Origin of the sequence: Cytobacillus oceanisediminis 2691, from assembly GCF_007678455.1 — a bacterium.
Lineage (GTDB): Bacteria > Bacillota > Bacilli > Bacillales > Cytobacillaceae > Mesobacillus > Mesobacillus oceanisediminis_A.
Map to the genome: position 1 here is coordinate 86,417 of NZ_VEEP01000004.1, position 23,454 is coordinate 109,870.

Annotated in this window: 22 protein-coding genes and 1 other annotated feature; of the genes, 20 read left to right on the forward strand and 2 right to left on the reverse strand. The window is 43.9% G+C overall.

All coding sequences use genetic code 11. The annotated features are described in order from the left end of the window. Positions 1-202: 202 nt before the first annotated feature. From FS736_RS09535 to FS736_RS09620, 18 genes are all read left to right on the forward strand, one after another. Positions 203-2,383, forward strand: coding sequence for an HD family phosphohydrolase (locus tag FS736_RS09535; RefSeq protein ID WP_144476896.1), 2,181 nt, complete (start codon positions 203-205; stop codon positions 2,381-2,383). Further along, positions 2,380-2,850 carry an rRNA maturation RNase YbeY gene (ybeY, locus tag FS736_RS09540; protein ID WP_144476161.1) on the forward strand — a complete coding sequence of 157 codons (471 nt, stop codon included), beginning with the start codon at positions 2,380-2,382 and terminating at the stop codon, positions 2,848-2,850. The genes FS736_RS09535 and ybeY overlap by 4 nt, the downstream gene beginning before the upstream one ends. Then, entirely contained in the window at positions 2,834-3,217 is a 384-nt protein-coding gene (locus FS736_RS09545; protein WP_144476162.1) for a diacylglycerol kinase family protein, read from the forward strand. Before ybeY ends, FS736_RS09545 begins: the two co-directional genes overlap by 17 nt. A gap of 422 nt (positions 3,218-3,639) precedes the next feature. Beyond that, positions 3,640-4,569 carry a GTPase Era gene (gene era, locus FS736_RS09550; protein WP_144476163.1) on the forward strand — a complete coding sequence of 310 codons (930 nt, stop codon included), beginning with the start codon at positions 3,640-3,642 and terminating at the stop codon, positions 4,567-4,569. Between the two features lie 170 nt (positions 4,570-4,739). Continuing rightward, positions 4,740-4,883 carry a YqzL family protein gene (locus FS736_RS09555; protein ID WP_144476164.1) on the forward strand — a complete coding sequence of 48 codons (144 nt, stop codon included), beginning with the start codon at positions 4,740-4,742 and terminating at the stop codon, positions 4,881-4,883. Positions 4,884-4,914: 31 nt separating this feature from the next. Beyond that, the gene (recO, locus tag FS736_RS09560) at positions 4,915-5,667 is read left to right on the forward strand and encodes a DNA repair protein RecO (RefSeq protein WP_144476165.1); all 753 of its coding nucleotides are present in this window, start codon (positions 4,915-4,917) and stop codon (positions 5,665-5,667) included. A 72-nt stretch (positions 5,668-5,739) separates the two neighbouring features. Beyond that, positions 5,740-5,912: a binding site (T-box leader), on the forward strand. Between the two features lie 91 nt (positions 5,913-6,003). After that, positions 6,004-6,894 carry a glycine--tRNA ligase subunit alpha gene (gene glyQ / locus FS736_RS09565; protein ID WP_144476166.1) on the forward strand — a complete coding sequence of 297 codons (891 nt, stop codon included), beginning with the start codon at positions 6,004-6,006 and terminating at the stop codon, positions 6,892-6,894. Continuing rightward, entirely contained in the window at positions 6,887-8,962 is a 2,076-nt protein-coding gene (gene glyS / locus FS736_RS09570; protein ID WP_144476167.1) for a glycine--tRNA ligase subunit beta, read from the forward strand. Before glyQ ends, glyS begins: the two co-directional genes overlap by 8 nt. A gap of 292 nt (positions 8,963-9,254) precedes the next feature. After that, positions 9,255-9,887, forward strand: coding sequence for a helix-turn-helix transcriptional regulator (locus tag FS736_RS09575; protein ID WP_144476168.1), 633 nt, complete (start codon positions 9,255-9,257; stop codon positions 9,885-9,887). A gap of 31 nt (positions 9,888-9,918) precedes the next feature. After that, the gene (locus FS736_RS09580) at positions 9,919-10,737 is read left to right on the forward strand and encodes a pyruvate, water dikinase regulatory protein (protein ID WP_144476169.1); all 819 of its coding nucleotides are present in this window, start codon (positions 9,919-9,921) and stop codon (positions 10,735-10,737) included. 520 nt (positions 10,738-11,257) lie between these two features. Beyond that, a complete protein-coding gene (locus FS736_RS09585; protein ID WP_144476170.1) occupies positions 11,258-11,707 on the forward strand; it encodes a YaiI/YqxD family protein in 450 nt (149 codons plus the stop codon). Positions 11,708-11,722: 15 nt separating this feature from the next. Continuing rightward, complete coding sequence (dnaG, locus tag FS736_RS09590) at positions 11,723-13,528, forward strand: DNA primase (protein WP_144476171.1); 1,806 nt, start codon at positions 11,723-11,725, stop codon at positions 13,526-13,528. Between the two features lie 43 nt (positions 13,529-13,571). After that, complete coding sequence (gene rpoD / locus FS736_RS09595) at positions 13,572-14,702, forward strand: RNA polymerase sigma factor RpoD (protein WP_144476172.1); 1,131 nt, start codon at positions 13,572-13,574, stop codon at positions 14,700-14,702. A gap of 88 nt (positions 14,703-14,790) precedes the next feature. Continuing rightward, entirely contained in the window at positions 14,791-15,318 is a 528-nt protein-coding gene (locus FS736_RS09600; protein ID WP_144476173.1) for a hypothetical protein, read from the forward strand. Between the two features lie 98 nt (positions 15,319-15,416). Continuing rightward, on the forward strand, positions 15,417-16,556 hold the full coding sequence (locus tag FS736_RS09605; protein WP_144476174.1) for an acyl-CoA dehydrogenase family protein: 1,140 nt from the start codon (positions 15,417-15,419) through the stop codon (positions 16,554-16,556). A 182-nt stretch (positions 16,557-16,738) separates the two neighbouring features. Next, a complete protein-coding gene (gene cccA / locus FS736_RS09610; RefSeq protein ID WP_144476899.1) occupies positions 16,739-17,101 on the forward strand; it encodes a cytochrome c550 in 363 nt (120 codons plus the stop codon). 156 nt (positions 17,102-17,257) lie between these two features. Further along, positions 17,258-17,968 (forward strand): tRNA (adenine(22)-N(1))-methyltransferase, encoded by a 711-nt coding sequence (locus tag FS736_RS09615; protein ID WP_144476175.1) that lies wholly within the window; start codon positions 17,258-17,260, stop codon positions 17,966-17,968. Next, positions 17,965-19,080 (forward strand): Nif3-like dinuclear metal center hexameric protein, encoded by a 1,116-nt coding sequence (locus tag FS736_RS09620; RefSeq protein ID WP_144476176.1) that lies wholly within the window; start codon positions 17,965-17,967, stop codon positions 19,078-19,080. Before FS736_RS09615 ends, FS736_RS09620 begins: the two co-directional genes overlap by 4 nt. Positions 19,081-19,187: 107 nt before the next feature. On the opposite strand, the gene FS736_RS09625 is transcribed toward FS736_RS09620, so the two are convergent. Beyond that, positions 19,188-20,141 (reverse strand): 4-hydroxy-3-methylbut-2-enyl diphosphate reductase, encoded by a 954-nt coding sequence (locus FS736_RS09625; protein WP_144476177.1) that lies wholly within the window; start codon positions 20,139-20,141, stop codon positions 19,188-19,190. A 107-nt stretch (positions 20,142-20,248) separates the two neighbouring features. Beyond that, a complete protein-coding gene (locus FS736_RS09630) occupies positions 20,249-20,812 on the reverse strand; it encodes a YqfQ family protein (RefSeq protein WP_260983576.1) in 564 nt (187 codons plus the stop codon). A gap of 324 nt (positions 20,813-21,136) precedes the next feature. Between FS736_RS09630 and FS736_RS09635 the strand changes: the two genes are divergently transcribed. Together FS736_RS09635 and FS736_RS09640 are read left to right on the forward strand one after the other, a co-directional pair. Next, a complete protein-coding gene (locus FS736_RS09635; RefSeq protein ID WP_144476178.1) occupies positions 21,137-22,453 on the forward strand; it encodes a DEAD/DEAH box helicase in 1,317 nt (438 codons plus the stop codon). Between the two features lie 21 nt (positions 22,454-22,474). After that, on the forward strand, positions 22,475-23,365 hold the full coding sequence (locus FS736_RS09640) for a deoxyribonuclease IV (protein ID WP_144476179.1): 891 nt from the start codon (positions 22,475-22,477) through the stop codon (positions 23,363-23,365). Positions 23,366-23,454 lie beyond the last annotated feature (89 nt).

Below are 23,454 nucleotides of genomic sequence, written 5' to 3' on the forward strand. Positions count from 1 at the left end.
CAACCTCAGTCCGCTCCTGAAAAAATTGTGAGCGGACTTTTGCTTTTGCATGGAAAAGTACAATTTTACTCCTGTAAACGGCGGTTATTTCAATTAGTGATGAAACTTTGGATAAAAACTGATATGATGGTACTTAAAGTCAGGTGATTTCCCAGTTATTCTCAAACTGGCTCGATTTGTTTAGCGGGAGGGCAGTATGGATATGGAAAAGCTGCAGGTCCAATTAACAGCGATTTTAGACTTGTTGAATATAAAGATTTTCCGGGTTTTATTATTCTTGCTTATTGGTATTGTTATGTATTCTGCTATGTTCACCAATGTGAAGCCTGAAAAGCTTAATCTCGAGTTATTCTCTGTGGCAGAGAAAACCATCAGGTCCCCTATTACGATTGAGGATAAAGAAAGCACAGAAGCGAACCGCAGAGAAGCGGTCGAACAGGTCAATGACGTTTATCGGGTCAAGAGGGAATATGCCCAGAACAGGGTGGATCTGGTCACTTCGATATTTGGTTCTGTGTCTGAAGTCAATGCAGAAGCACAGGAAGAAATTGATAAACAGAAGACAGCCGCCGAGGCGGATGGGAAAGACGTTTCCGCACCTCAGGTCCCGACGATTGAGGAGAAAATCGAAAAGCTGAAAACCAAATTGACCGACAGTGAAACGAAGAGTCTTTCAGATGACGTATTCATTGCTTTACTGCAAGCCCCAAAGGAAGAACTGCAAGCTGCAAAGGACCTCACCGTCACGGCGATCAATAATACAATGAAGCATAGTGTTCCCGCGGATGAAGTGGAGAATGCAAAATTGAATGTTGAGGAAGAATTGAAGTATACCAGTCTAAACGGCAGCTTGAAAAGGGCTGTCATCGAAATTGGCCGTTATGCTGTCGTCCAGAATGAATTTTATGATCCTGAAGCTACCGAGGACCTGCGCCAGCAGACAATGGATAGTGTGGAACCAGTGAGGATTCTTGAAGGTCAAATTCTCGTGGATGAGGGACAACTGATCAGCAGGGATATCTATAAGAAACTGCAACTGGTCGGCCTGCTGGAAAGTGAAAATTCATATAAGCCGTTCATCGGGCTAGGGATGCTTACTGCATTAACCTTGTTTGGACTTTATGTCGTTTTTAATGAAATGGAAAACGCTGATAAAAAACAAAAGAACCTGTTGATTTTCAGTATTATTTTTATTACCGCGATTTTATTGATGAAACTGGTCAGCCTGTTCGATGAATTTGAATACTCCGAGATTGGATATATTTTCCCTGCAGCTATGGGAGCGATGCTGATCAAGATCCTGATCAACGAAAGGCTTGCCCTGCTGCAGGTGGCCATTCTTGCGGTGATCGGCACGATCATATTCAACGAAGGCATTACCGGGACATTGAATGTCTCCCTGGGAATTTATATTTTATTGAGCGGTTTGGCGGCGATCCTGTTTTTGCAAAAACAGAATCGGAGGTCCAAAATACTCCAGGCAGGTTTATTTGTCTCGGTGATCAACCTTATTGTCATTCTTTCAATTTTGTTCCTGAGGAATAGCCAGTATTCTGGATTGGAATATGGGTTTTATATTACTGCCGCGTTCGTTTCCGGAATTGTCTCGGCTGTACTGACAATTGGTCTGCTGCCGTTTTTTGAAGCGGGATTCGGCATTCTTTCTACCTTAAGGCTGATTGAACTGTCCAATCCTAATCACCCGCTCTTAAGAAAGATTCTTACTGAGGCTCCGGGAACATACCATCACAGTGTCATGGTCGCCAATCTATCGGAAGCCGCATGTGAGGCAATCGGTGCAAATGGCCTTCTTGCAAGGGTTGGATGCTATTATCACGATATCGGGAAGACGAAACGCCCGCAGTTTTTTATCGAAAACCAGATCAATATCGATAATCCTCATGATAAATTGCCAGCGCTGACAAGCAAAAATATCATCATCGCCCATGCGACGGATGGCGCAGAGATGCTTCGCAAACATCGTATGCCTAAAGAGATAATTGATATCGCTGAGCAGCATCATGGGACTACTTTGCTGAAATTCTTTTATCATAAAGCAAAACAAAATGACCATGAAGTGAAGGAAGAAGATTTCCGCTATCCAGGGCCAAAGCCGCAGACAAAAGAGTCTGCGGTCATCGGAATTGCCGACAGTGTCGAAGCAGCCGTACGATCGATGAACCATCCAACCCATGAGCAGATCGAAACACTGGTCGACAACATTATCAGGGACCGGCTTCAGGATGACCAGCTGAGTGAATGTGATATCACCTTAAAAGAGCTGGACACCGTTGCTGATACTTTATGTGAGACATTAAAGGGAATTTTTCATTCCAGAATTGAATATCCAGAAATGAATAAACAGAAGGTGAAGCAGGCATGAGTTTAGAAATCGATTTTTTGGATGAAACAAATGAATTGGCAGAAGAGCAGATGATTGAAATTGAAAAACTTTTGAATCATGCTGCGGTGAATGAGAATGTCCAGGACGGAAGCGAGCTTTCTGTAACTTTCGTTTCAAATGAACGCATTCAGGAAATCAACAGGGAATATCGGGATAAAGACCGGCCGACAGATGTCATTTCTTTCGCATTAGAGGAAATGGGCGAAGGTGAATTGGAGATTGTCGGGGAGGATATCCCCCGCATCCTGGGGGATATCATCATCTCCATTCCTAAGGCAAGGGAACAAGCAGAGGAATACAACCATTCATTCATGAGAGAGCTTGGCTTTCTCACAGTCCATGGTTTCCTCCACTTATTGGGCTATGATCATATGAATGAAAATGATGAAAAACAGATGTTTGACAGGCAAAGGGAACTGCTCGAAGGATATGGCCTTGGACGCTGATAAACGGAGGAAGCATCCGTTGACTTCCTCCTTCAAATTTGGTTTTGAAGGAATTGCAGCAGCAGCCAGGGAACGAAATGTACAAATCCATTTCGGTATTTCAGTTTTCGTCGTTCTGTCTGGCTTCATTTTTGAGATTAACAAATACGAATGGATTGCGATTATTCTGTGTATTGGCGGAATGGTGTCGTTGGAGATGATGAATACGGCAATCGAGAGAACGGTTGATTTGTATACAGAAGAATTCCATCCGCTTGCGAAGCAGGCGAAAGACATTGCTGCCGGTGCTGTGCTCATTTTTGCGATTGCCAGCGTCATTATTGGTATGATCATCTTTTTGCCGAAAATTCCAGCATGGTTCAGTTAGTTGTCCGAACAGGGCAACTTTTCTTTTTTAAAGGCTGTTTTCGTAAAGATTGTTGTTAAAATCTTAAAGCCGATTTTAACGTGCTATAAGCAATTTTGCAGTTCGTTTTTAATTGTGCAAGCTCTTTTCTCATAATAAGCTTGAATTTTATAAAGAAAACTAGGTCATTCAATCCAATTTAGTAGTCAATAGCAACAAAGTTTGAGAAAAGAGCCTTTTTAAAAGGCTCCTATCGCGACAATAGCCAGTTACATGTTAGAACGATTTGAAAATAGGAAAGAACTTGAGTAAAATATCATCACAGTGTACAAACAGTGCTTGAATGTTTTTAGAAAATTTAAAAATTTATATTTCATTTTCGCTACAAACGATGAAATCACACTGGAAATAAGTTAAAATAAAGTGGAGAAGGGAATTACAGGATGAACTTTAATAATCAAGACTCAAATAATAAATCGCACAAATCAGGATTCATATCAATCATTGGAAGGCCAAATGTAGGAAAGTCGACCTTTCTTAACAGGGTAATCGGGCAAAAAATTGCGATCATGAGCGATAAGCCCCAAACGACCCGGAACAAGGTGCAGGGAGTATTGACACTCGATGATTCACAATTGATTTTCATCGACACTCCAGGAATCCATAAACCAAAGCACCGTCTTGGCGATTTCATGATGAAGGTTGCACAAAATACTTTAAAAGAAGTCGATTTGGTGTTATTTATGGTCAATGCCCAGGAAGGATATGGCCGCGGAGAAGAATTCATCATTGAAAAACTCCAAAATGTGAAGACGCCTGTTTTCCTTGTCATCAATAAAATCGATCTTATTCATCCGGATGAGCTGTTGAAACTGATCGAGTCCTACCAGCAGAAATTCAATTTTGCAGAAATTGTTCCGATTTCTGCGCTTGAAGGGAATAATATAGATCGGCTGCTTCAGCAAATCAAGGAAAAAATGCCGGAAGGACCACAGTTCTATCCAGCCGACCAGGTAACAGATCATCCGGAACGCTTCATCGTTTCTGAACTGATCAGGGAAAAAGCGTTGCACCTGACAAGGGAAGAAATTCCTCATTCACTCGCTGTCGTGATCGAAAAAATGGAACGCCAGCCTGAAAAGGAAATGGTGCATGTCATGGCAACGATCATTGTTGAGAGGGACTCCCAGAAGGGAATCATCATCGGCAAGCAGGGAGGCATGCTGAAGGAGATTGGCAAACGAGCCCGTCATGATATCGAAAGCCTCCTTGGATCAAAGGTATTCCTGGAGTTATGGGTCAAGGTCCAGAAGGATTGGAGAAACAAAGCCACTCAGCTTCGTGATTTCGGTTTCAGGGAAGACGAATATTAAGCCTGTTTGGCAAATGCTCCACCAATAACATATTAACGGATTCCAAATATTATTCATAAACAGGATTTACAATTTTTGCGTAACATGAAAATCTGATTGACAGGCTATGATATTCATAAGGATTTGGGATAGATGCATTGCTAGTGAAAAAATGAAAGGTGGGGTTTTCGATGTTGGATTTTACCTGGAAGGTGTTTTCGCAAACAGGTAACATTGACACGTATCTTCTCTTTAAGGAATTAGAGAAAGACAATCAAGAAATACCCGGTTATCAGGAGGATGAACTAGCACAAATTGATTTTCCAATCTCATAGGTTTGTCTGTAGTAATGGATGGTGACAACAGATGCTGCAGAAATGCGAAGGCATTGTCATTAGGACAACTGATTATGGCGAGAACAATAAAATTGTAACTTTATATACCAGGGAATTCGGAAAAGTTGGTGTGATGGCAAGAGGTGCGAAAAAGCCCAGCAGCAGGCTCGCTGCCGTCACCCAGCTTTTTGCGTATGGCCACTATCTTTTCCAGGCAAGCTCAGGACTGGGCGGATTGCAGCAGGGAGAGATGATTTCATCCATGCGGTCAATCCGGGAGGATATTTTTCTGACAGCCCATGCCAGTTATGTTGTAGATTTGACGGATAAAGTGACTGAGGATAAAAAATCGAATCCTTTTATGTTCGAATTGCTCCTTCAGACCCTCAACTATATGAATGAGGGCTATGATATGGAAATCCTCACATTTATCTATGAAATGAAAATGCTCAATGTCCAGGGACTGTATCCGGTTCTGGACAGGTGTACAAATTGCGGCAGCACAGAAGGAGAGTTCCACTTTTCAATCAGAGAGGGAGGGCTCCTGTGCCATCGGTGCTTTGAAACGGATCCGTACAGGATTAAAATCTCTCCTGGCACAGTCAGGCTGCTGCGGCTTTTTTATCTGCTGGACTTAAGCCGGCTGGGCAATATTTCGGTCAAACCAGAAACAAAAGCTGAATTGAAAAAGGTCATTTCCGCATACTATGATGAATATTCAGGTCTTTATCTAAAAACAAGAAAGTTTCTGGACCAAATGGATTCATTCAGGGACCGCCTTTAACTATTGACATTGCTGAATCTTTTCGCTATTATTCAAATCAATAGCTTTCTCAGATTTTTAATGACAATTACATATGTTGCTGTGAAGGAAAAGAGTACTTAACTCCCTCTGCATTAGCGAGTCCGGGTATGGTGTGAGCCGGGTGGCAGAAAGTAAGGAAGGCGTTCCGGAGCGACATCACTTTTAAAGTGGCTGCTTTCTGGCAGCAAATAGGGTGGAACCGCGGGTAAACTCTCGTCCCTATGCATGAAAACGATGCATAGGGGGCGGGAGTTTTTTTGTTGTAAAGATAATCGATCCATAAACTTGAACTGAAAATTTTCCGGAGGTGTAAAGATGAATATCCAAAACATGATTTTAACACTGCAAAAACACTGGTCTGAACAGGGATGCGTCCTTATGCAGGCTTATGACACCGAAAAAGGGGCAGGAACGATGAGCCCATATACTTTTTTGCGGGCAATTGGACCTGAGCCATGGAATGTCGCTTATGTAGAGCCATCACGCCGCCCGGCAGACGGCCGCTACGGAGAGAACCCGAACAGGCTTTATCAGCATCATCAATTCCAGGTGATCATGAAGCCTTCTCCAGACAATATCCAGGAACTTTACCTGGATTCCCTGAAAGCGCTCGGAATTGATCCGCTGGAACATGATATCCGTTTTGTAGAAGATAACTGGGAAAACCCGTCACTTGGCTGCGCTGGTCTTGGCTGGGAAGTATGGCTGGATGGAATGGAAATCACCCAATTCACCTATTTCCAGCAGGTAGGCGGGCTTGACTGCAAACCAGTATCTGTTGAAATTACTTACGGAATCGAACGCCTTGCGTCTTATATCCAGGATAAAGAAAATGTTTTTGACCTTGAGTGGACAAACGGTTTTACAGTGAGGGACATATTCGGTCAGCCTGAATATGAGCATTCCAAGTATACATTTGAAACTTCTGACAAAGATATGCTGTTCAACCTTTTCAATATTTACGAAAAGGAAGCGAATCGCCAGATGGATGAAGGGCTTGTCCATCCTGCCTATGATTATGTCCTGAAGTGTTCGCATACTTTTAACATTCTTGATGCGCGCGGTGCTATTTCCGTAACAGAAAGAACGGGTTATATTGCCCGTATCCGCAACCTTGCCAAGAAAGTTGCGAAGACTTTTTATGAAGAAAGAGAGAAACTGGGCTTCCCAATCATTAAAAGGAAGGAGCAGGTTAAAAATGACTAAACGGAATTTATTGCTTGAAATCGGTCTTGAAGAAATGCCTGCAAGATTCATTACCGACTCCATTAACCAGCTGGCTTCCAAAGTAGAGAACTGGCTGAATACAAATAATATTGGATTTGAGGGCATCAGCATCTTCTCGACACCTCGCAGGCTTGCCTTGCTTGTCGCGAATGTCGATGAGCGTCAGGAGGATAGCGAGGAAGAGGCAAAAGGACCTGCGAAAAAGATCGCTTTAACTGAGGATGGCAAGTGGTCCAAGGCAGCAATGGGCTTCACACGCGGACAGGGAATGACGGTCGAAGATATTTATTTCAAGGAAATCAACGGCGTAGAGTATGCCCATGTAAAGAAATTTATCAAGGGGCAGGAAACCTTTGATCTTCTTGTTGAGTTAAAAGCGATTATCACAGGGTTGACCTTTCCGAAAAACATGCGTTGGGCAGATCTTGAACTTCGTTATGTCCGCCCGATCAAATGGCTTGTGGCTATGTTCGGCAACGACATCATTCCTTTTGAAATAGCCGGTGTTCAAACAGGCAGTACGACAAGAGGCCATCGCTTTCTTGGAGAAGGGGAAATTCAGTTATCAGCTCCTGAAGAATATGAAGAAGTATTATTGGGCCAGTATGTGGTCGCAGATGCACAAAAGCGCAAAGACGCGATTACTTCCCAGCTTGAAAAAATTGAGGAAGAAAACGGATGGGTAATCCCAGTAGATGAAGACTTGCTGGAAGAGGTCAATAATCTGGTCGAATATCCAACAGCCTTATATGGCCGTTTTGAAGAAGAATTCCTCGAAATCCCGAGTGAAGTCCTGATCACATCCATGAAGGAGCATCAGAGATATTTCCCTGTCAAGTCAGCAGAAGGGGAGCTTCTTCCTCATTTCATCACTGTCAGGAACGGTGACCACCTCCATATCGAAAAAGTGGCCCGCGGAAATGAAAAAGTATTAAGAGCAAGATTGGCTGATGCTGCGTTTTTCTATAAAGAAGATCAAAAAATGCAGATCGAATCAGCTTTAGAAAAATTAAAGAATATTGTCTATCACGAAGAAATCGGCACAATCGCTGAAAAATCAGATCGTGTCCGCAAGCTTGTCAGATTGATTGCTGAAAGAATGGATTTTGCACCTGAGATCGTAAGCGCCGCAGACAGAGCAGCGGAAATCAGCAAATTCGACCTGGTTTCACAGATGGTCTACGAATTCCCGGAACTTCAGGGAATAATGGGAGAAAAATACGCTTTGCAAAAAGGCGAAAGCCGGGATGTGGCAACTGCAATCAACGAGCATTATATGCCTCGCAATGCGGATGACTCTATTCCAGGATCACCTGCAGGTGCACTGGTTGCAATCGCCGATAAACTTGACACGATTGTTGCGTTTTTCTCACTTGGCATCATTCCAAGCGGCTCACAGGATCCTTATGCATTAAGGAGACAGGCGGCAGGTATTGTCCAGACGCTTATGGAAAAGAAGTGGGACATCACCCTTGAAAACCTTGTCGGCTTATCGCTTAACCTTGTGTCTGAAGCAGGAATCGGCAAGCGCTCTGAAGAAGAGGTATACCATGACCTTATCCAGTTCTTTAAGCTGAGAGTCAAGCACATGCTGCAGGAGCGGGGAATCCGCTACGATCTCATCGATGCCGTACTTGGCGGGGAAATTGGTATCGTTTCTGCCCTTATGGATAAAGCAGCGGCACTTCAGGATGCCAGCGGCAAGGAAGACTTTAAGGAAAATATGGAAGCATTGAGCCGGGTCTTGAATATTGCCAGCAAGAAAGAAGTGCTTGGTGAAATCGAACCGGAACGCTTCGAAAATGAGTATGAGCAAAAGTTATATGAAAAGTATCTTCAACTCGGCAAGAAGGCTGAAGATGGAATGGATGCAGCTTCCTATTATCAGCTGCTGGCTGAAATCAAGCCGGAAATCAATGATTATTTTGAGCATACCATGGTTATGGCAGAAAACCCTGATGTCCGGGAAAATCGCCTGAATCAAATGGCAGCACTAGCGGTTCTGATCATGAAACTTGGCAAGGTGAATGATATCGTCGTAAAATAGCATGCTTTATTCACAGAAACAGATCGGTGAACTGAAAGAGTGCCTTCCTGCATGGGAAGGCACTCTAATAAGTACTTTTTTATTAGGTATGATCTGTGAGAAGAGAAAAAGTCATTAGATTGATAAGAAGGTTATAAAAATTCTTTCTTTTGGTTACCTCATGTAGTATATAATAATCTTATTAAGCTTTTTTCGGGAAACCTGTAATACATAAATCCTCAGTGTCAGCTAATGAGGCTATCTCGGAAAAGCTGAAAACCAAGAATACGGGATAAATAGAAAATCCCGATGGGTGGTGAGGACAATCGAACTGAATAAACGACAGGAGCAGATCCTGCAAATCGTAAAGGATAACGGACCGATCACCGGAGAACATATAGCAGAAAAACTTAATCTGACCAGAGCTACCCTCAGGCCTGATCTTGCCATCCTGACGATGGCGGGATATTTGGATGCCAGACCTCGAGTCGGGTACTTCTATACCGGAAAATCCGGTAATCAGCTGCTTTCTGAGAATCTTAAAAAAATCCTTGTCAGGGATTATCAGTCCATTCCGGTCGTCGTCCCTGAAAATGTATCTGTCTATGATGCGATTGTTACGATGTTCCTTGAGGATGTAGGTACATTATTCGTGGTAGATAAGACTTCGAAACTCGTAGGTGTGCTGTCCCGGAAAGATTTATTGAGGGCAAGCATCGGGAATCAGGAGCTGTCCACGCTGCCAGTGAATATCATCATGACAAGGATGCCGAATATAACAGTTTGCAGGCGGGATGATCTGCTGATTGATGCTGCAAAGGAATTAATTGAAAAACAGATTGATGCCCTGCCGATCATCAAGGATACAGATGAAGGATATGAGATTGTTGGAAGATTGACAAAGACAAACATTACAAAGGCTTTTGTTGCCTTGGGAGAAGAATAAGAATCAAGGCGGAGAAGGGGTTGATTGGAGAATGAATAAAACACCTATTATTTATGTGGTTTCTGACTCTGTCGGCGAGACAGCAGAGCTCGTGACAAAGGCTGCCATCAGCCAATTCGAACATTTGGATGTATCTCTAAAAAGATTTCCTTATGTTGAGGATAAAATACATATCGATGAAGTCATCTCCATGGCCAAGCATGATGACGGAATGATCGCTTACACATTGGTTAAGCCTGAAATCAGCGATTATTTGCAGGAGTCTGCCAGTAAAGAGGGAATTTATGCATGCGACATCATAGGTCCGCTCATGCAGCAGATCCAGGTAGTTAGCGGCGAGACACCATTATATGAACCTGGTCTTGTCCGTAAACTTGACGAAGATTACTTCAAGAAAGTCGAAGCCATCGAGTTTGCGGTTAAGTACGATGACGGCCGCGACCCAAGGGGCATACTTAAAGCAGATATCGTCCTTGTGGGGGTTTCAAGAACTTCCAAGACGCCTTTATCACAATACCTGGCCCATAAGCGATACAAAGTGGCGAATGTGCCGCTTGTACCTGAAGTTGATCCTCCGGAAGAATTATTCCTTGTTCCAAAGGAAAAATGCTTTGGCCTTAGAATTACGCCTGATAAGTTAAACCAGATCAGGCGAGAAAGACTGATTTCCCTTGGATTGAATGACCAGGCAATTTATGCCAATATCGAGAGAATAAAAGAAGAAATACAGTATTTTGACGGAATTGTTGAAAAAATCGGATGCCCAGTAATCGATGTGACAAATAAAGCCGTAGAAGAAACGGCCAATGTCATCCTCCATACCGTCCGAAACAGGCAGATAGGCAATTAGCACATATTTTGTATGTGCTTTCTTTTTGCTCTGTTAAATTTTATGTCCTGTTAATTTAGTGCAGCGCGGAGACTCCTCGAAAAGGTTTACGTATTTTCTTCGTTCGTGGACAAGTTCGTGGAAGTTTCTCATTGTCCTGCGGGTTAAGCGCCACCCTGAGGACAACTAAGTGGCTGGATTAAGAATCAACAGTCTTGTTTAACAGAGCATTCTTTTTATGAAGCCATTTTGTTCTCGAAAATTTCGCGCACCTCAGCTTCCACTTCTAAACACTGATGATTTTCGAGAAAAAATAATGGAAAAATAGGCGTTCTTATACTATAATAAAAAATTGTGATAAAAATGTATCTGTTTAGGTTTAGACTTGACAGATTACGAATAAACTATTTACTATCAGTTGTCAAGATGTAGACCGCGAAAAAATTCGACAAAATTCCCTGTAAAAAATACATTCCTGAAGAAGGAATATGCGGAGTGATGTAGAATTAATACTAGTGAAATCAACAGTCAGTCCCTTTTTGTGGATGCAGACTCTTGCCCGGTCATAAAGGAAATTGTCGAAATTGCTTCGAAGTTTTCCATCGAAGCTGTTTTTGTGGCTTCATACGCTCATATGAAGAATGATCTTCAGGGGCAGAACTGGGTTTTTGTCGATTCCTATAAGGAGGCTGTAGACCTTTATTTAATGAATCACGTTAAGAAAGGTGATTTTGCAGTGACGCAAGACATTGGGCTTGCATCTACACTCATTGCGAAAGGGGTTTACACAATCTCCCCGAGGGGAAGTTTATACGAAGAAAAAGGAATCCAGACTGCACTTGAGCTTAGGCATATTTCTGCCAAGGCCAGGAGGCAGGGTTTTTACGGGAAAGGCCCAAAACCTTTCACCGAAAAAGACAGAGAAAAATTCATGAAGGAATTGAACATGCTTTTGTCGAATTTTAAGATATGTTCAAGGAATCACAACTAATATGGGGTCATGCATATGGCAGAGAGGATTGCCGAGGAAAAAGTAAATGAAATCCGGCAGGCGGTTGAAATAGTCGATGTCATTGGTGATTATGTCCAATTGAAAAAGCAGGGCCGGAATTATTTTGGGCTTTGTCCATTTCATGGAGAAAATTCCCCATCATTTTCGGTTTCACCTGACAAGCAGATTTACCACTGCTTTGGTTGTGGAGCTGGAGGGAATGTGTTTTCATTCCTGATGGATATCGATGGACTGTCTTTTCAGGAAGCTGCAGTAAAACTTGCCGAATTGGCAAATATTGAACTGAAGCTAGAAGGCACAACAGCCAGCAGGAATCCGCAATTGCCTGAAGGTTCGAAGCAAATGATCGACGCGCATGAACTCTTGCGTAAATTCTACCATCATTTGCTGGTAAACACAAAAGAGGGCCAGGATGCCCTGGAGTACCTTCTGAATAGGGGATTCACCGAGGAATCTATAGACAGGTTCCAAATAGGCTATGCATTGCCGTCCTGGGATTTTGCAGTGAAACTTCTTGAAAAAAGAGGTTTTTCGCCTGGGGTGATGGCTAAGGCAGGATTGGTCATCCAGAGGGAAAACGATGGGACATACTTTGACAGGTTCCGGAACAGGATTATGTTCCCAATCCTGGACCATCAGGGTAATACGATTGCGTTTTCAGGGAGAGCAATGGGGGACGAAGAGCCCAAATATTTGAATAGTCCCGAGACGCAGATCTTTAATAAAAGTAAAATTTTATATAATTTTCATCTTGCGCGCGGCTCGATCCGGAAACAGCAGCAAGCTGTTCTATTCGAGGGATTCGCGGATGTCATCTCCGCCAACCGTGCAGGGGTAGAAAACGGAGTCGCCACGATGGGGACTTCGTTGACCGAAGAGCATATTTCCTTGCTCAAAAGAAATGTGCAGGCTGTAACGCTATGTTATGACTCGGATAAAGCCGGTATTGAAGCGGCATTCAGGGCCTCTAACATGCTGTCGAAGGCAGGGTTCGCTGTCAGGGTAGCGACCATGCCGGACGGGATGGACCCGGACGATTTCATAAAGATGCATGGCGAAGAAAAGTTCAGGAACGATATTATTGGGTCCAGCTCCACTTTGATGGCATTTAAATTACTATATTACCGTCGAGGAAAAAACCTTCAGAATGAAGGAGATCGCCTTCAATATATCGAAGAAGTACTTAAAGAAATCAGCAAACTTGATAAGGCAGTAGAAAAAGATTTGTATCTGCGTCAGCTGGCAAATGAATTCTCGCTGTCGCTTGATGCTCTGATCCAACAGCTTAACCAGTTGGAACAGGCTTCAGCTCCCAGAAAACAAAACCAGCCACGTCCCGAAACAAGACCAGCGGCCTATACAAGGAAAGCAGAGCTTAAGCCGGCATACCATACGGCTGAGAGACGGCTGATCTTCCATATGATGAGAGACGCAGACGTCACCTACAAGGTCCAGGGAATGCTGGCAGGAAGCATGATGAATATTGATGAACACCAGGCTATTATTACTTATTTATTTGCATACTATGAAAAAGGACATGACCCTGATCCAAGTGCGTTCTTAAATTATCTTCAGGATAATAAGCTAAAAAGGGTTGTTGCTGATATTGAGATGATGCCTCTGAACGAGGAAATCAGCGATCAGGAATTATCTGATTATATCAAGCAGGTCTTGAATTATCAAAAAATGTTAAAAATAAAGGAAAAAATGGCAGAACAAAAACAGGCAGAACGTCAAAACGACATTTTGCGCGCTGCGGCAATCGCAACAGAGATTATCCAATTGCGCAAGACATTATAAAGCTTATGCTGATTGTTTTTGATTTTTGGAAGGAGGGGGACATATGGCTGAAAAGTCAGCCCGTTCTAAAGAAGTCACCGAAAATGAAGTGACAGTTGAACAAGTGAAAGACCAGTTAACGGCACTGGGCAAGAAAACAGGTGTCCTTGCTTATGATGATATTGCAGAGAGGCTTTCAAGCTTCGAACTGGATTCCGATCAAATGGATGAGTTTTACGAATTCCTCGGTGAACAGGGAATTGAACTTGTCGGCGAAAGTGATGAAGAGGAAGATCCGGACATCAAACAGCTTGCCAAGGACGATGAAGAATTCGACCTGAATGATTTAAGTGTTCCTCCCGGTGTCAAAATTAATGACCCGGTAAGAATGTACCTGAAGGAAATTGGCCGAGTAGACCTTCTTTCTGCAGAGGAAGAAATCAACCTCGCTGAAAGAATCGAGCAGGGCGATGAAGAAGCGAAAAGACGGCTTGCTGAAGCAAACCTTCGACTTGTCGTAAGTATTGCGAAACGCTATGTAGGCAGAGGCATGCTATTCCTTGACCTGATTCAGGAAGGGAATATGGGCTTGATCAAGGCAGTTGAGAAATTCGACTACCGAAAAGGGTTCAAGTTCAGTACCTATGCTACCTGGTGGATTCGCCAGGCTATCACTCGTGCGATCGCTGACCAGGCGAGGACAATCAGGATCCCTGTCCATATGGTCGAAACAATCAACAAATTGATCCGTGTGCAAAGACAGCTCCTGCAGGACTTAGGACGCGAACCAACACCTGAAGAAATTGGTGAAGATATGGACCTTTCACCAGAAAAAGTCCGTGAAATCCTTAAAATCGCCCAGGAGCCGGTCTCACTTGAAACACCAATCGGTGAAGAGGATGATTCACACCTTGGAGATTTCATTGAAGACCAGGATGCTACATCTCCTTCAGAACACGCAGCATATGAGCTGCTGAAGGAACAGCTGGAGGATGTCCTAGATACGCTTACAGACCGTGAAGAGAACGTCCTGAGATTGCGTTTCGGCCTGGATGACGGGCGCACACGTACGCTTGAAGAAGTAGGTAAAGTTTTCGGGGTTACACGCGAACGGATCCGTCAGATCGAGGCTAAGGCTCTGCGTAAGCTAAGACACCCTAGCCGAAGCAAGCGATTAAAAGACTTTTTAGAATAGGATTGCCAAGGAATAATTTACTTTTTAAAATAAGAGTAAATTATTCCTTTTTTTCTGTATAAATGTTTGAGACAGGATGTGCCGATAAATGGATGACCATCGCAGGAAAATCATTACGAATGAAATCAAATACTGGAAAGAAAGCAGGCTGCTGCCGGATCATTATTGTGACTTTCTCCTGAACCTATATACTGAAGGAGGTTCAGAGGGGGAGCCAATCAGCAAAAATAGCCATAGACCTTTGAATCTTCTTAGGATAATTTTGATTGGATTGTTATCGCTTTCAGTTTTTTTATTTTATTTTACTGAATTGTCCCTTTTTTTGCAAATCGGTTTGACAATATTTTTTGGAATAACATCCGTTTTAATCGCTGTTTATATGCTGAAGAATTCTTATCTTGATTTAGTCATTTTGCTATCTTCGGGACTCCTCTTATTGATCACATCCATTCAGGCGGGTGAAATACTATTTCCAGACAAACATGCTATTCTCTATTTGATCACTGCTCTCAACTGTCTGTTATGGCTTGCTGCAGGCATGAAGTGGAAGATGGTGTCATTCAAAGTTTCGGGAATTGCAGGATTAATTGTCCTGCTAGTTGCTATATTCATATAATAATTCAAAATTTAAAAGTTTTTAAATGTTGAGAAAATTGTCTGTTCACCTTTATAATGTAGAATGTAAACGCATTCAATGTCTTGAGGGGGATGGAAATGAATTTTGATTTAACATCAGAACAGGCGATGATTAAAAGGACGATTAGAGAATTTGCCGAGGAAGAAGTAGCTCCTGGAGCGATTGAGAGGGATAAAACGAAACAGTTTCCGACAGAAATTTTTAAGAAGCTGGGTGAACTCGGTATGCTCGGGCTGCCTTTCCCTGAGGAATATAGTGGAGCAGGCGCTGATACGGTCAGCTTTGCCATTGTAACCGAGGAGTTGAGCAGGGCATGTGCTTCCACCGGCATTACTTATTCAGCACATATATCCCTTGGCGGAGCTCCTATTAACCTATTCGGCACAGAAGAACAAAAGCAGAAATACCTGACACCTATTTGTACAGGTGAATCTTTGGGCGCATTTGGGCTTACTGAACCTAATGCTGGCTCGGATGCAGGCGGGACACAGACTACAGCCAAAGAAGTGGATGGTGAATACATCATCAATGGAAGCAAGAACTTTATCACTAATGCAAGTTATGCCAAACATCTTGCAATGACTGCCATCACAGGCAATAAGGATGGAGAAAAAGAAATCAGTGCAATTATTGTGCCTACAGATGCACCTGGCTTCACTGTCATCGATAATTATGAAAAAATGGGCCTGAATGCCTCGAATACAACACAGCTGGTGATGGAGGATGTCCATGTCCCGGTTGAAAACCTGCTTGGAAAGAAAGGGGAAGGCTTCAAGCAATTCCTTGTGACACTTGATGGCGGCAGGATTGGCATTGGTGCTATGGCAGTGGGAGTAGCACAGGCTGCTTATGAAAAGGCTTTGAAATATGCAAAGGAAAGACAGCAATTTGGAAGATCGATTTCCCAGTTCCAGGCAATCCAGTTCAAGCTTGCTGACATGGCAATGAAAATTGAACTTGCACGCAATATGGTCTATAAGGCGGCATGGCTGAAGGACCAGAAACGTCCGTTCTCGAAGGAAGCTTCGATGTGTAAGCTATATGCTTCAGAAATCGCGATGGAAGTTGCTGACCAGGCTGTACAGATTCATGGTGGATACGGATATATGCGGGAGTATGAGGTCGAGCGCTATATGCGGGATGCGAAATTGCTGGAGATTGGCGAAGGAACATCTGAAGTCCAAAGAATGGTGATTGCAAGATTAATTGGCTGCTAAAAGGGAAACCTAAATATGCCTTAATCATCAAAACTTCATCAATTGATGGAGTTTTTTGTCTAAATTGTGAACATGTGTGACAAAGTTTGCTTTTTTACTTTCCCTGTAAACGTTTTTCAAGTAAAATAATATCTGTGTGAAATCATTATTTAGTTGATGTTGTACATAAAGGAGGGTATATGATGAATCGTAATCCAATTATCCCGTTTGTATTGATCATGGTAATGGGGATCGGCTTGATGTTCCTGCTTTCTTTCAAAGGTCTTGGTGACGCTAAGGATCTTACGAAGGAAAAAGAAGGCGGCGGAAAGACCGAAGAAACTGCTGAAGTGAACCCAGAGGAGTTTTACCAGCAAACTTGTGCAGGCTGCCACGGCAACCAGTATGAAGGTGTATCTGGTCCCGCGCTAAAAGGTGTAGGCAGCAAGTACTCCAAAGACGAAATCAAAGACATTCTGACAAATGGTAAAGGCAACATGCCTCCTGGAATGGCTGCAGGCAAGGAAGAACAAATGGCTGAATGGATCGTAAAAGAATTGAAGTAATTTTTTAAAGGCTCTTTGCTTTTTGCAGAGGGCCTTTACTATTTTAAATAGTCCGCAATCCAGTTCTCTGCCGTCAGCTTTTTTCGATGATTGGACAAGGGGCGGGCGGTTTTCATATACTTATAAAAGTAAAATATGATTTAGTAGGTGACTTTTATGAATGCTGAAAAGCTCTCAGACCGGCTGAATGCCGTTGCAAACAATATTCCGCAAGGTGCCAGGCTTGCCGATATCGGCTCCGATCATGCCTATCTTCCTTGTTATGTAGTTAAAAAGGGGGCCGTTCCGAAGGCCATTGCAGGAGAGGTCGCCAATGGACCGTTCCAATCTGCCCTTGAGCAGGTTCGAGAGGAAAATCTAACAGACTGGATCACCGTCCGTAAGGGTGACGGACTCGAAGTGATTGATCCAGGAGAAGTGGATTGCATTACGATTGCCGGCATGGGCGGAACATTGATCTCATCTATTTTGGAAAAAGGGAAATCGAAGCTCGAAGGAGTCACCAGGCTGGTGTTACAGCCAAATGTGGGAAGCTTTGCAGTGCGCAGGTGGCTGATTGACAACGGATGGGAGCTTGTAGAAGAAGAAATCCTGAAAGAAGATGGAAAGATCTACGAAATCCTTGTTGCCGAAAAAGGCGAACCATTAAAAGCATATCAGGGCTTCAATCTCGAAAATGGCATTCTGTTTGGCCCAATTTTATTGAGGGAAAAATCTGCAATATTCATGGAAAAATGGAACGCAGAGATAAAAAATTGGCAGCGGATATTAAAGCAGCTGGATGAAGCTGTACAAAATGAAGAAACAGAAAGCAAGAAGAGGGAATTAGAGAAGAAACTTAAAATGGCAGAGGAGGCGTTCCAGTGAAAAAAGTAAATGGGCATGAAGTGATCCAGCTTTTCGAACAATTTTCACCCAAAGCCTTCGCGATGGAAGGCGACAAGATTGGCCTGCAAATTGGGGCATTGAACCAGCCGGTTGAAAATGTCCTGATCGCTCTCGATGTTACAGAGGAAGTGGTAGAAGAGGCGATCACAAAGAATGTTCAGTTAATCATTGCCCACCACCCGCCGATTTTCCGGCCATTGAAAAAAATCGCGACGGACACACCGGCAGGCAGAATGATTGCCAGGCTGATCAAACATGACATCGCGGTTTATGCTGCACATACAAATCTTGATGTCGCAAAAGGCGGAGTGAATGACCTGCTTGCGGAGGCACTTGGCCTTAAGGATCCCCAGGTACTGGTTCCGACTTATGAAGACCAGCTGAAAAAACTGGTTGTTTTTGTACCTGAGGAAAATGCAGAGCAAATCCGTGAGGCATTAGGAAATGCAGGGGCAGGGGCGATCGGTGATTATAGACATTGTTCCTTCACAGCCTCAGGAAAGGGACGATTCCTGCCCGGGGAAAACACGAACCCTCATATCGGCGAACAGGGAAAGCTTGAAGCAGTTAATGAAGTCCGGATTGAAACGGTTTTTCCGCAGAGTATCGAAAAGAAGGTAATCCAGGCTATGATCAAAGCGCACCCTTATGAAGAGGTCGCCTATGATGTATATAGACTGGAGAATAGCGGAGAACAGCTTGGACTGGGCAGAATCGGAAAAGTCGAGGAGACAACCCTGGGAGATTATGCAAACTTTGTGAAGGAAGCGCTTGGTGTCAACAAAGTGCGAGTAGTCGGGGACTTGAATGCTAAAGTGAAAAAAGCAGCTGTCCTTGGCGGTGACGGGAATAAGTACTTCACTCAGGCAAAGTTCCGGGGAGCTGATGTGTACATAACAGGCGATATCTATTATCACACTGCACATGACGCACTGATGGACGGCTTGAACATGATTGATCCCGGACATAATGTTGAAAAAATCATGAAAAAAGGAACCGCCAGCGTCATGGAAAGGCTCTGTAAGGAAAAAGGGTATGATGTCCAGTTCTTGGCTTCAGAAATTGACACTGACCCTTTTACTTTTATCTAATGCATCTTTTGCAGAACTAGGAGCTAGCCCAAATTCAGAATGGAAGTCGGAAGCAGTAGCCTCTCGTACCAAAAAAGCAGCCCGAATTCTTTCGGGCTGCTTTCATCTTATACACTTGCTTCGGTTTTCTTAACCTTCGGCAGAATTTTAGAGAGTGGCACCTTTTTCTCTTTTACCCAGGTTGCTTCGTTTTCCTGGTCAAACTGTTCAAGGAAAGTGATGACTTCTTTTGTGATTGGTGTCGGAGTCGATGCGCCGGAAGTGACGGCTACTGTTTCGGCATCCTTGATCCAATCAATTTCAAGTTCGGTAATATCGGCAATCCGATAGGCTTTAGTACTGGCGATTTCTTGTGATACCTGGGCAAGGCGGTTGGAGTTATTGCTCTTTGGATCACCCACGACAATCAGGACATCCGCTTCTTTCGCCTGCTCTGCCACGGCCTCCTGCCGTACCTGTGTTGCCATGCAGATTTCTCTGTGCACCTCTGCGTGTGGATACTTTTCTTTTACTTTTTCCATAATCTCGGCAACGTCCCACTGGCTCATGGTTGTTTGATTGGTAACAATCAATTTCTCAGCATGTAAATTCAATGCTTCCACATCAGCTTCTGTTTCTACAAGATGGACGATTCCGGGAGCAACGCCAACGGCACCCTCTGGCTCTGGATGCCCTTTTTTGCCAATGTAAATGACTTCGCAGCCTTCTTTTTCCTTATCGCGAATCAGGTTATGGGTGTTCGTGACATCCGGACATGTAGCATCAATCGATACCAGCCCTTTTTTCCTGGCAAGCTCCCTGACCTCAGGGGAGATTCCATGCGCAGTGAAAATAACTGTCCCGCCCTCAACTTTTTCGAGGATCTCCTTACGGTTGTTTCCGTCCAGAGTGATGATGCCTTCTTCTTCAAATGCATCGGTAACATGCTTGTTATGGACAATCATTCCCAGTATATATATAGGTCGCGGCAAGCTTTTATCCAATGCAGCATTGCGGGCAATGACCATTGCGTCGACAACGCCGTAGCAATAGCCGCGCGGCGAAATTTTAATTACATTCATTGAGTCATCCTCCTAAGAATACCTCTGATTCTTTCTTTTATTATATAAGACTTATAGAAAGATTACAAAAGAGGATTTCCGGAAGGAAGAATTAACTATTCTTCAGACTAAATGAAAAGTTTTGGTGTTGATGCCCCGTTCTGCTTTTGGGCTGGTTTGTCTGATACAGCTGTGTTTTCGGCTTTCACTGGCTTCTTCTTGTTCTTACTCTTGCTCTTACTCTTGTTTTCGTTCTTGTTCTTTTCTGGCTGATTTGTCTCCGCTTCAGTTGTTTGTTCATCTGCATCCGGAAGATCCTTCAATCCTCGATAAAGTTTCCACATCGATGGCAGATTGCGGACAAGCGGACCATATTGCTGGATCATCGGACCGAACTGCTGTGCCGTGCCTAATACCTTTTGCGTGTTCGTAAGAAACCCGCTCAGTGCGGATGGGTCAGCGAGTGATTTAAGGATTCCGCCGCCTGAGCCGGCTCCCCGTGTCGCTGTATTGGCTCCAGTTAAGAAACCTGCTGGACCATTTTGCTGGCCGGTGCCTCTTCCCAATATCTTCGAGAGCAGTCCGCCTCCCTGGCTTGAGCGCATATTCCTGCCCCCCATTCGCGGCATCTGGCCTGGCGGCATCATTGGGCCTTGGGCGAATGGATTGGAATACATCTGACGCTGGCCCATCCCCGGCCCTCCCATCATGCGGGGGCCTTGAAAGCGATTCGGCATTCCGCGTGGATTCATATGGGGTCCTTGTAGCATTGAGACCCCTCCTTTCCCAATATATCTTCTCCTATTAGACTATGCGGGAAGTCCGGAATGGTTTAAGGAAAAAGTATGTAATGAAACAGGTTTGTTTTTTTCATAGGAAAGGTTAAGATAGTACTGATTGGAGATTTTCTGCAATCTTTATTATAATTACAGGATGAACCTGAAAAAGAACAGCTTACGGAACAGGCTGTAATCCCGGAAACACTTGCGGGACAGGGGAAAAAAAGGAGATTTTCAATGAGTGAAACGAAATTTACACGTTATGAACTGAAGCCGTTCATTATAGATGCAATCAATAAATTAGGCTTTTACGAGCCGACTGAGATTCAGGAACGTCTGATCCCGACTGTGCTGAAAGGTGACAGCGCGATCGGTCAATCACAGACAGGGACGGGAAAGACGCATGCCTATGTCCTGCCGATCATGGACAAGCTTGATCCTTCGCGCAATGAAGTACAGGCAGTCATCACGGCACCGACTCGTGAACTTGCCAACCAGATTTATCATGAAGTCCTTAAAATAGCTGAACATGCTCCGGAGGGAGAGCAGATCACTGCCCGCTGCTATATTGGCGGAACGGATAAGCAAAGAACCATCGAGAAGCTGAAGACCCAGCCGCAAATCGTGATTGGCACGCCAGGCAGGATCAACGACCTCGTGAAGGAAAACGCTTTGTTTGTGCATACAGCCAATACCCTCGTTATTGATGAGGCAGATTTGATGCTCGATATGGGATTCATCGAGGACATCGACCAATTTGCATCCCGCATGCCGGAAAAGCTTCAGATGCTCGTATTCTCGGCTACCATTCCTGAAAAACTTAAACCGTTTTTGAAAAAGTACATGGAAAACCCTAAATACGTCCAGATCGATCCTAACCAAGCTACAGCGGCGAAGATAGAACACATTCTCCTTCCTTCAAGGCACCGGGATAAAATTGGCCTTGTGCACTCTGCATTGCTGGCATTCAATCCATATTTGGGGATTGTATTCGCGAATACAAAGAAAAAAGCGGATGAAATTGCGGATGGTCTGATTCAAAAGGGCATGAAGGTCGGCAGGATCCATGGTGATCTCAGTCCGAGGGAACGTAAACGGGTCATGAAGCAAATCAAGGACCTTGAGTTCCAGTACCTGGTTGCGACAGACCTCGCTGCAAGAGGAATCGACATCGAGGGCATCAGCCATGTCATCAACTACGAGCTGCCAACGGACCTTGATTTTTATATCCACAGGGTCGGAAGGACTGCGCGTGCCGGGTCATCAGGGGTTGCATTGACAATCTACGAGCAGAGCGATGAAGATGCACTGGTTCGCCTGGAAAAGATGGGCATCACTTTCAAACACATCGACTTGAAAAAAGGTGAATTTACCGAAATAGAAGAGCGAAACAGAAGACAGAACCGCAAGAAGAAGGAAACAGCAGGCGAGGCGAAGGCAAAGACGCTTGTCTCCAAGCCTAAAAGGGTAAAACCAGGCTATAAAAAGAAGATGAAATATGAAATGGATAAAATCAAAAAACGCGAAAACCGTATCCAGAAGAGAAATAAATAAAGGGATTTAGGAGAGATCTAGATGTTAATTGGCTCACATGTTTCAATGAGCGGCAAGAAAATGCTGCTAGCAGCGAGCGAAGAAGCTGTCTCATATGGTGCAAATACTTTCATGATCTATACTGGAGCACCTCAGAATACTAGAAGGAAGAAAATCGAGGACCTGAATATTGAAGCAGGGCGCCTGCATATGGAGCAAAATGGCATCAGCGAGATTGTTGTCCATGCTCCATATATCATCAATATCGGGAACACCCAGAATCCTGACACCTTCGATTTGGGAGTCAGGTTTTTGCGGAGTGAAATCGACAGGACTGAAGCCATTGGAGCGAAGCAAATTGTGCTGCATCCAGGTGCACACGTAGGTGCAGGTTCAGACAAAGGAATCGAGAAAATCATTGAAGGCCTGAACGAGGTCCTTAGCGCAGAAGACAAAGTCCAAATCGCTCTGGAAACCATGGCCGGAAAAGGATCAGAATGCGGGAAGTCTTTTGAGGAGCTTGCGATGATCATCGACGGTGTCAAATACAATGACAAGCTTTCTGTCTGCTTTGATACCTGCCATACCCATGACGCAGGTTATCGAATCGTCGAGGATTTCGATGGCGTGCTGAACGAATTCGATAAAATCATCGGACTCGACAGGCTTAAAGTCATGCACATCAATGACAGCAAAAATGAGTTCGGGACAAGGAAAGACCGCCATGAAAATATCGGTTTCGGCCATATCGGCTTTGAAGCATTAAACTACATCGTCCATCACCCGCAACTGACGCAAATACCAAAAATCCTTGAAACCCCATTTGTCGGTCCTGACAAGAATAATAAAAAAGCGCCATACAAACATGAAATCGCGATGCTGAAAAACAAGAAATTCGAAGAAAACCTGCTAGACACAATCATGAATGACTAAACAAAAGCTGCGGACACTCCGCAGCTTTTTTCTTTTTGTTGAGGTTAAACGATAATGAGTATTACCTTTTAGAGGAAATAATAACAGTG

Coding starts and splice junctions, on each gene's coding strand:
- FS736_RS09615 (WP_144476175.1), top strand. CDS start 17,258: ATGAATGCTGAAAAGCTCTCAGACCGGCTGAATGCCGTTGCAAACAAT.
- FS736_RS09640 (WP_144476179.1), top strand. CDS start 22,475: ATGTTAATTGGCTCACATGTTTCAATGAGCGGCAAGAAAATGCTGCTA.
- FS736_RS09625 (WP_144476177.1), bottom strand. CDS start 20,141: ATGAATGTAATTAAAATTTCGCCGCGCGGCTATTGCTACGGCGTTGTC.
- era (WP_144476163.1), top strand. CDS start 3,640: ATGAACTTTAATAATCAAGACTCAAATAATAAATCGCACAAATCAGGA.
- recO (WP_144476165.1), top strand. CDS start 4,915: ATGCTGCAGAAATGCGAAGGCATTGTCATTAGGACAACTGATTATGGC.
- FS736_RS09605 (WP_144476174.1), top strand. CDS start 15,417: ATGAATTTTGATTTAACATCAGAACAGGCGATGATTAAAAGGACGATT.
- FS736_RS09580 (WP_144476169.1), top strand. CDS start 9,919: ATGAATAAAACACCTATTATTTATGTGGTTTCTGACTCTGTCGGCGAG.
- FS736_RS09545 (WP_144476162.1), top strand. CDS start 2,834: ATGGCCTTGGACGCTGATAAACGGAGGAAGCATCCGTTGACTTCCTCC.
- rpoD (WP_144476172.1), top strand. CDS start 13,572: ATGGCTGAAAAGTCAGCCCGTTCTAAAGAAGTCACCGAAAATGAAGTG.
- dnaG (WP_144476171.1), top strand. CDS start 11,723: ATGGCAGAGAGGATTGCCGAGGAAAAAGTAAATGAAATCCGGCAGGCG.
- FS736_RS09600 (WP_144476173.1), top strand. CDS start 14,791: ATGGATGACCATCGCAGGAAAATCATTACGAATGAAATCAAATACTGG.
- glyQ (WP_144476166.1), top strand. CDS start 6,004: ATGAATATCCAAAACATGATTTTAACACTGCAAAAACACTGGTCTGAA.
- FS736_RS09635 (WP_144476178.1), top strand. CDS start 21,137: ATGAGTGAAACGAAATTTACACGTTATGAACTGAAGCCGTTCATTATA.
- FS736_RS09630 (WP_260983576.1), bottom strand. CDS start 20,812: ATGGGCCAGCGTCAGATGTATTCCAATCCATTCGCCCAAGGCCCAATG.
- cccA (WP_144476899.1), top strand. CDS start 16,739: ATGAATCGTAATCCAATTATCCCGTTTGTATTGATCATGGTAATGGGG.
- FS736_RS09535 (WP_144476896.1), top strand. CDS start 203: ATGGAAAAGCTGCAGGTCCAATTAACAGCGATTTTAGACTTGTTGAAT.
- ybeY (WP_144476161.1), top strand. CDS start 2,380: ATGAGTTTAGAAATCGATTTTTTGGATGAAACAAATGAATTGGCAGAA.
- FS736_RS09555 (WP_144476164.1), top strand. CDS start 4,740: ATGTTGGATTTTACCTGGAAGGTGTTTTCGCAAACAGGTAACATTGAC.
- glyS (WP_144476167.1), top strand. CDS start 6,887: ATGACTAAACGGAATTTATTGCTTGAAATCGGTCTTGAAGAAATGCCT.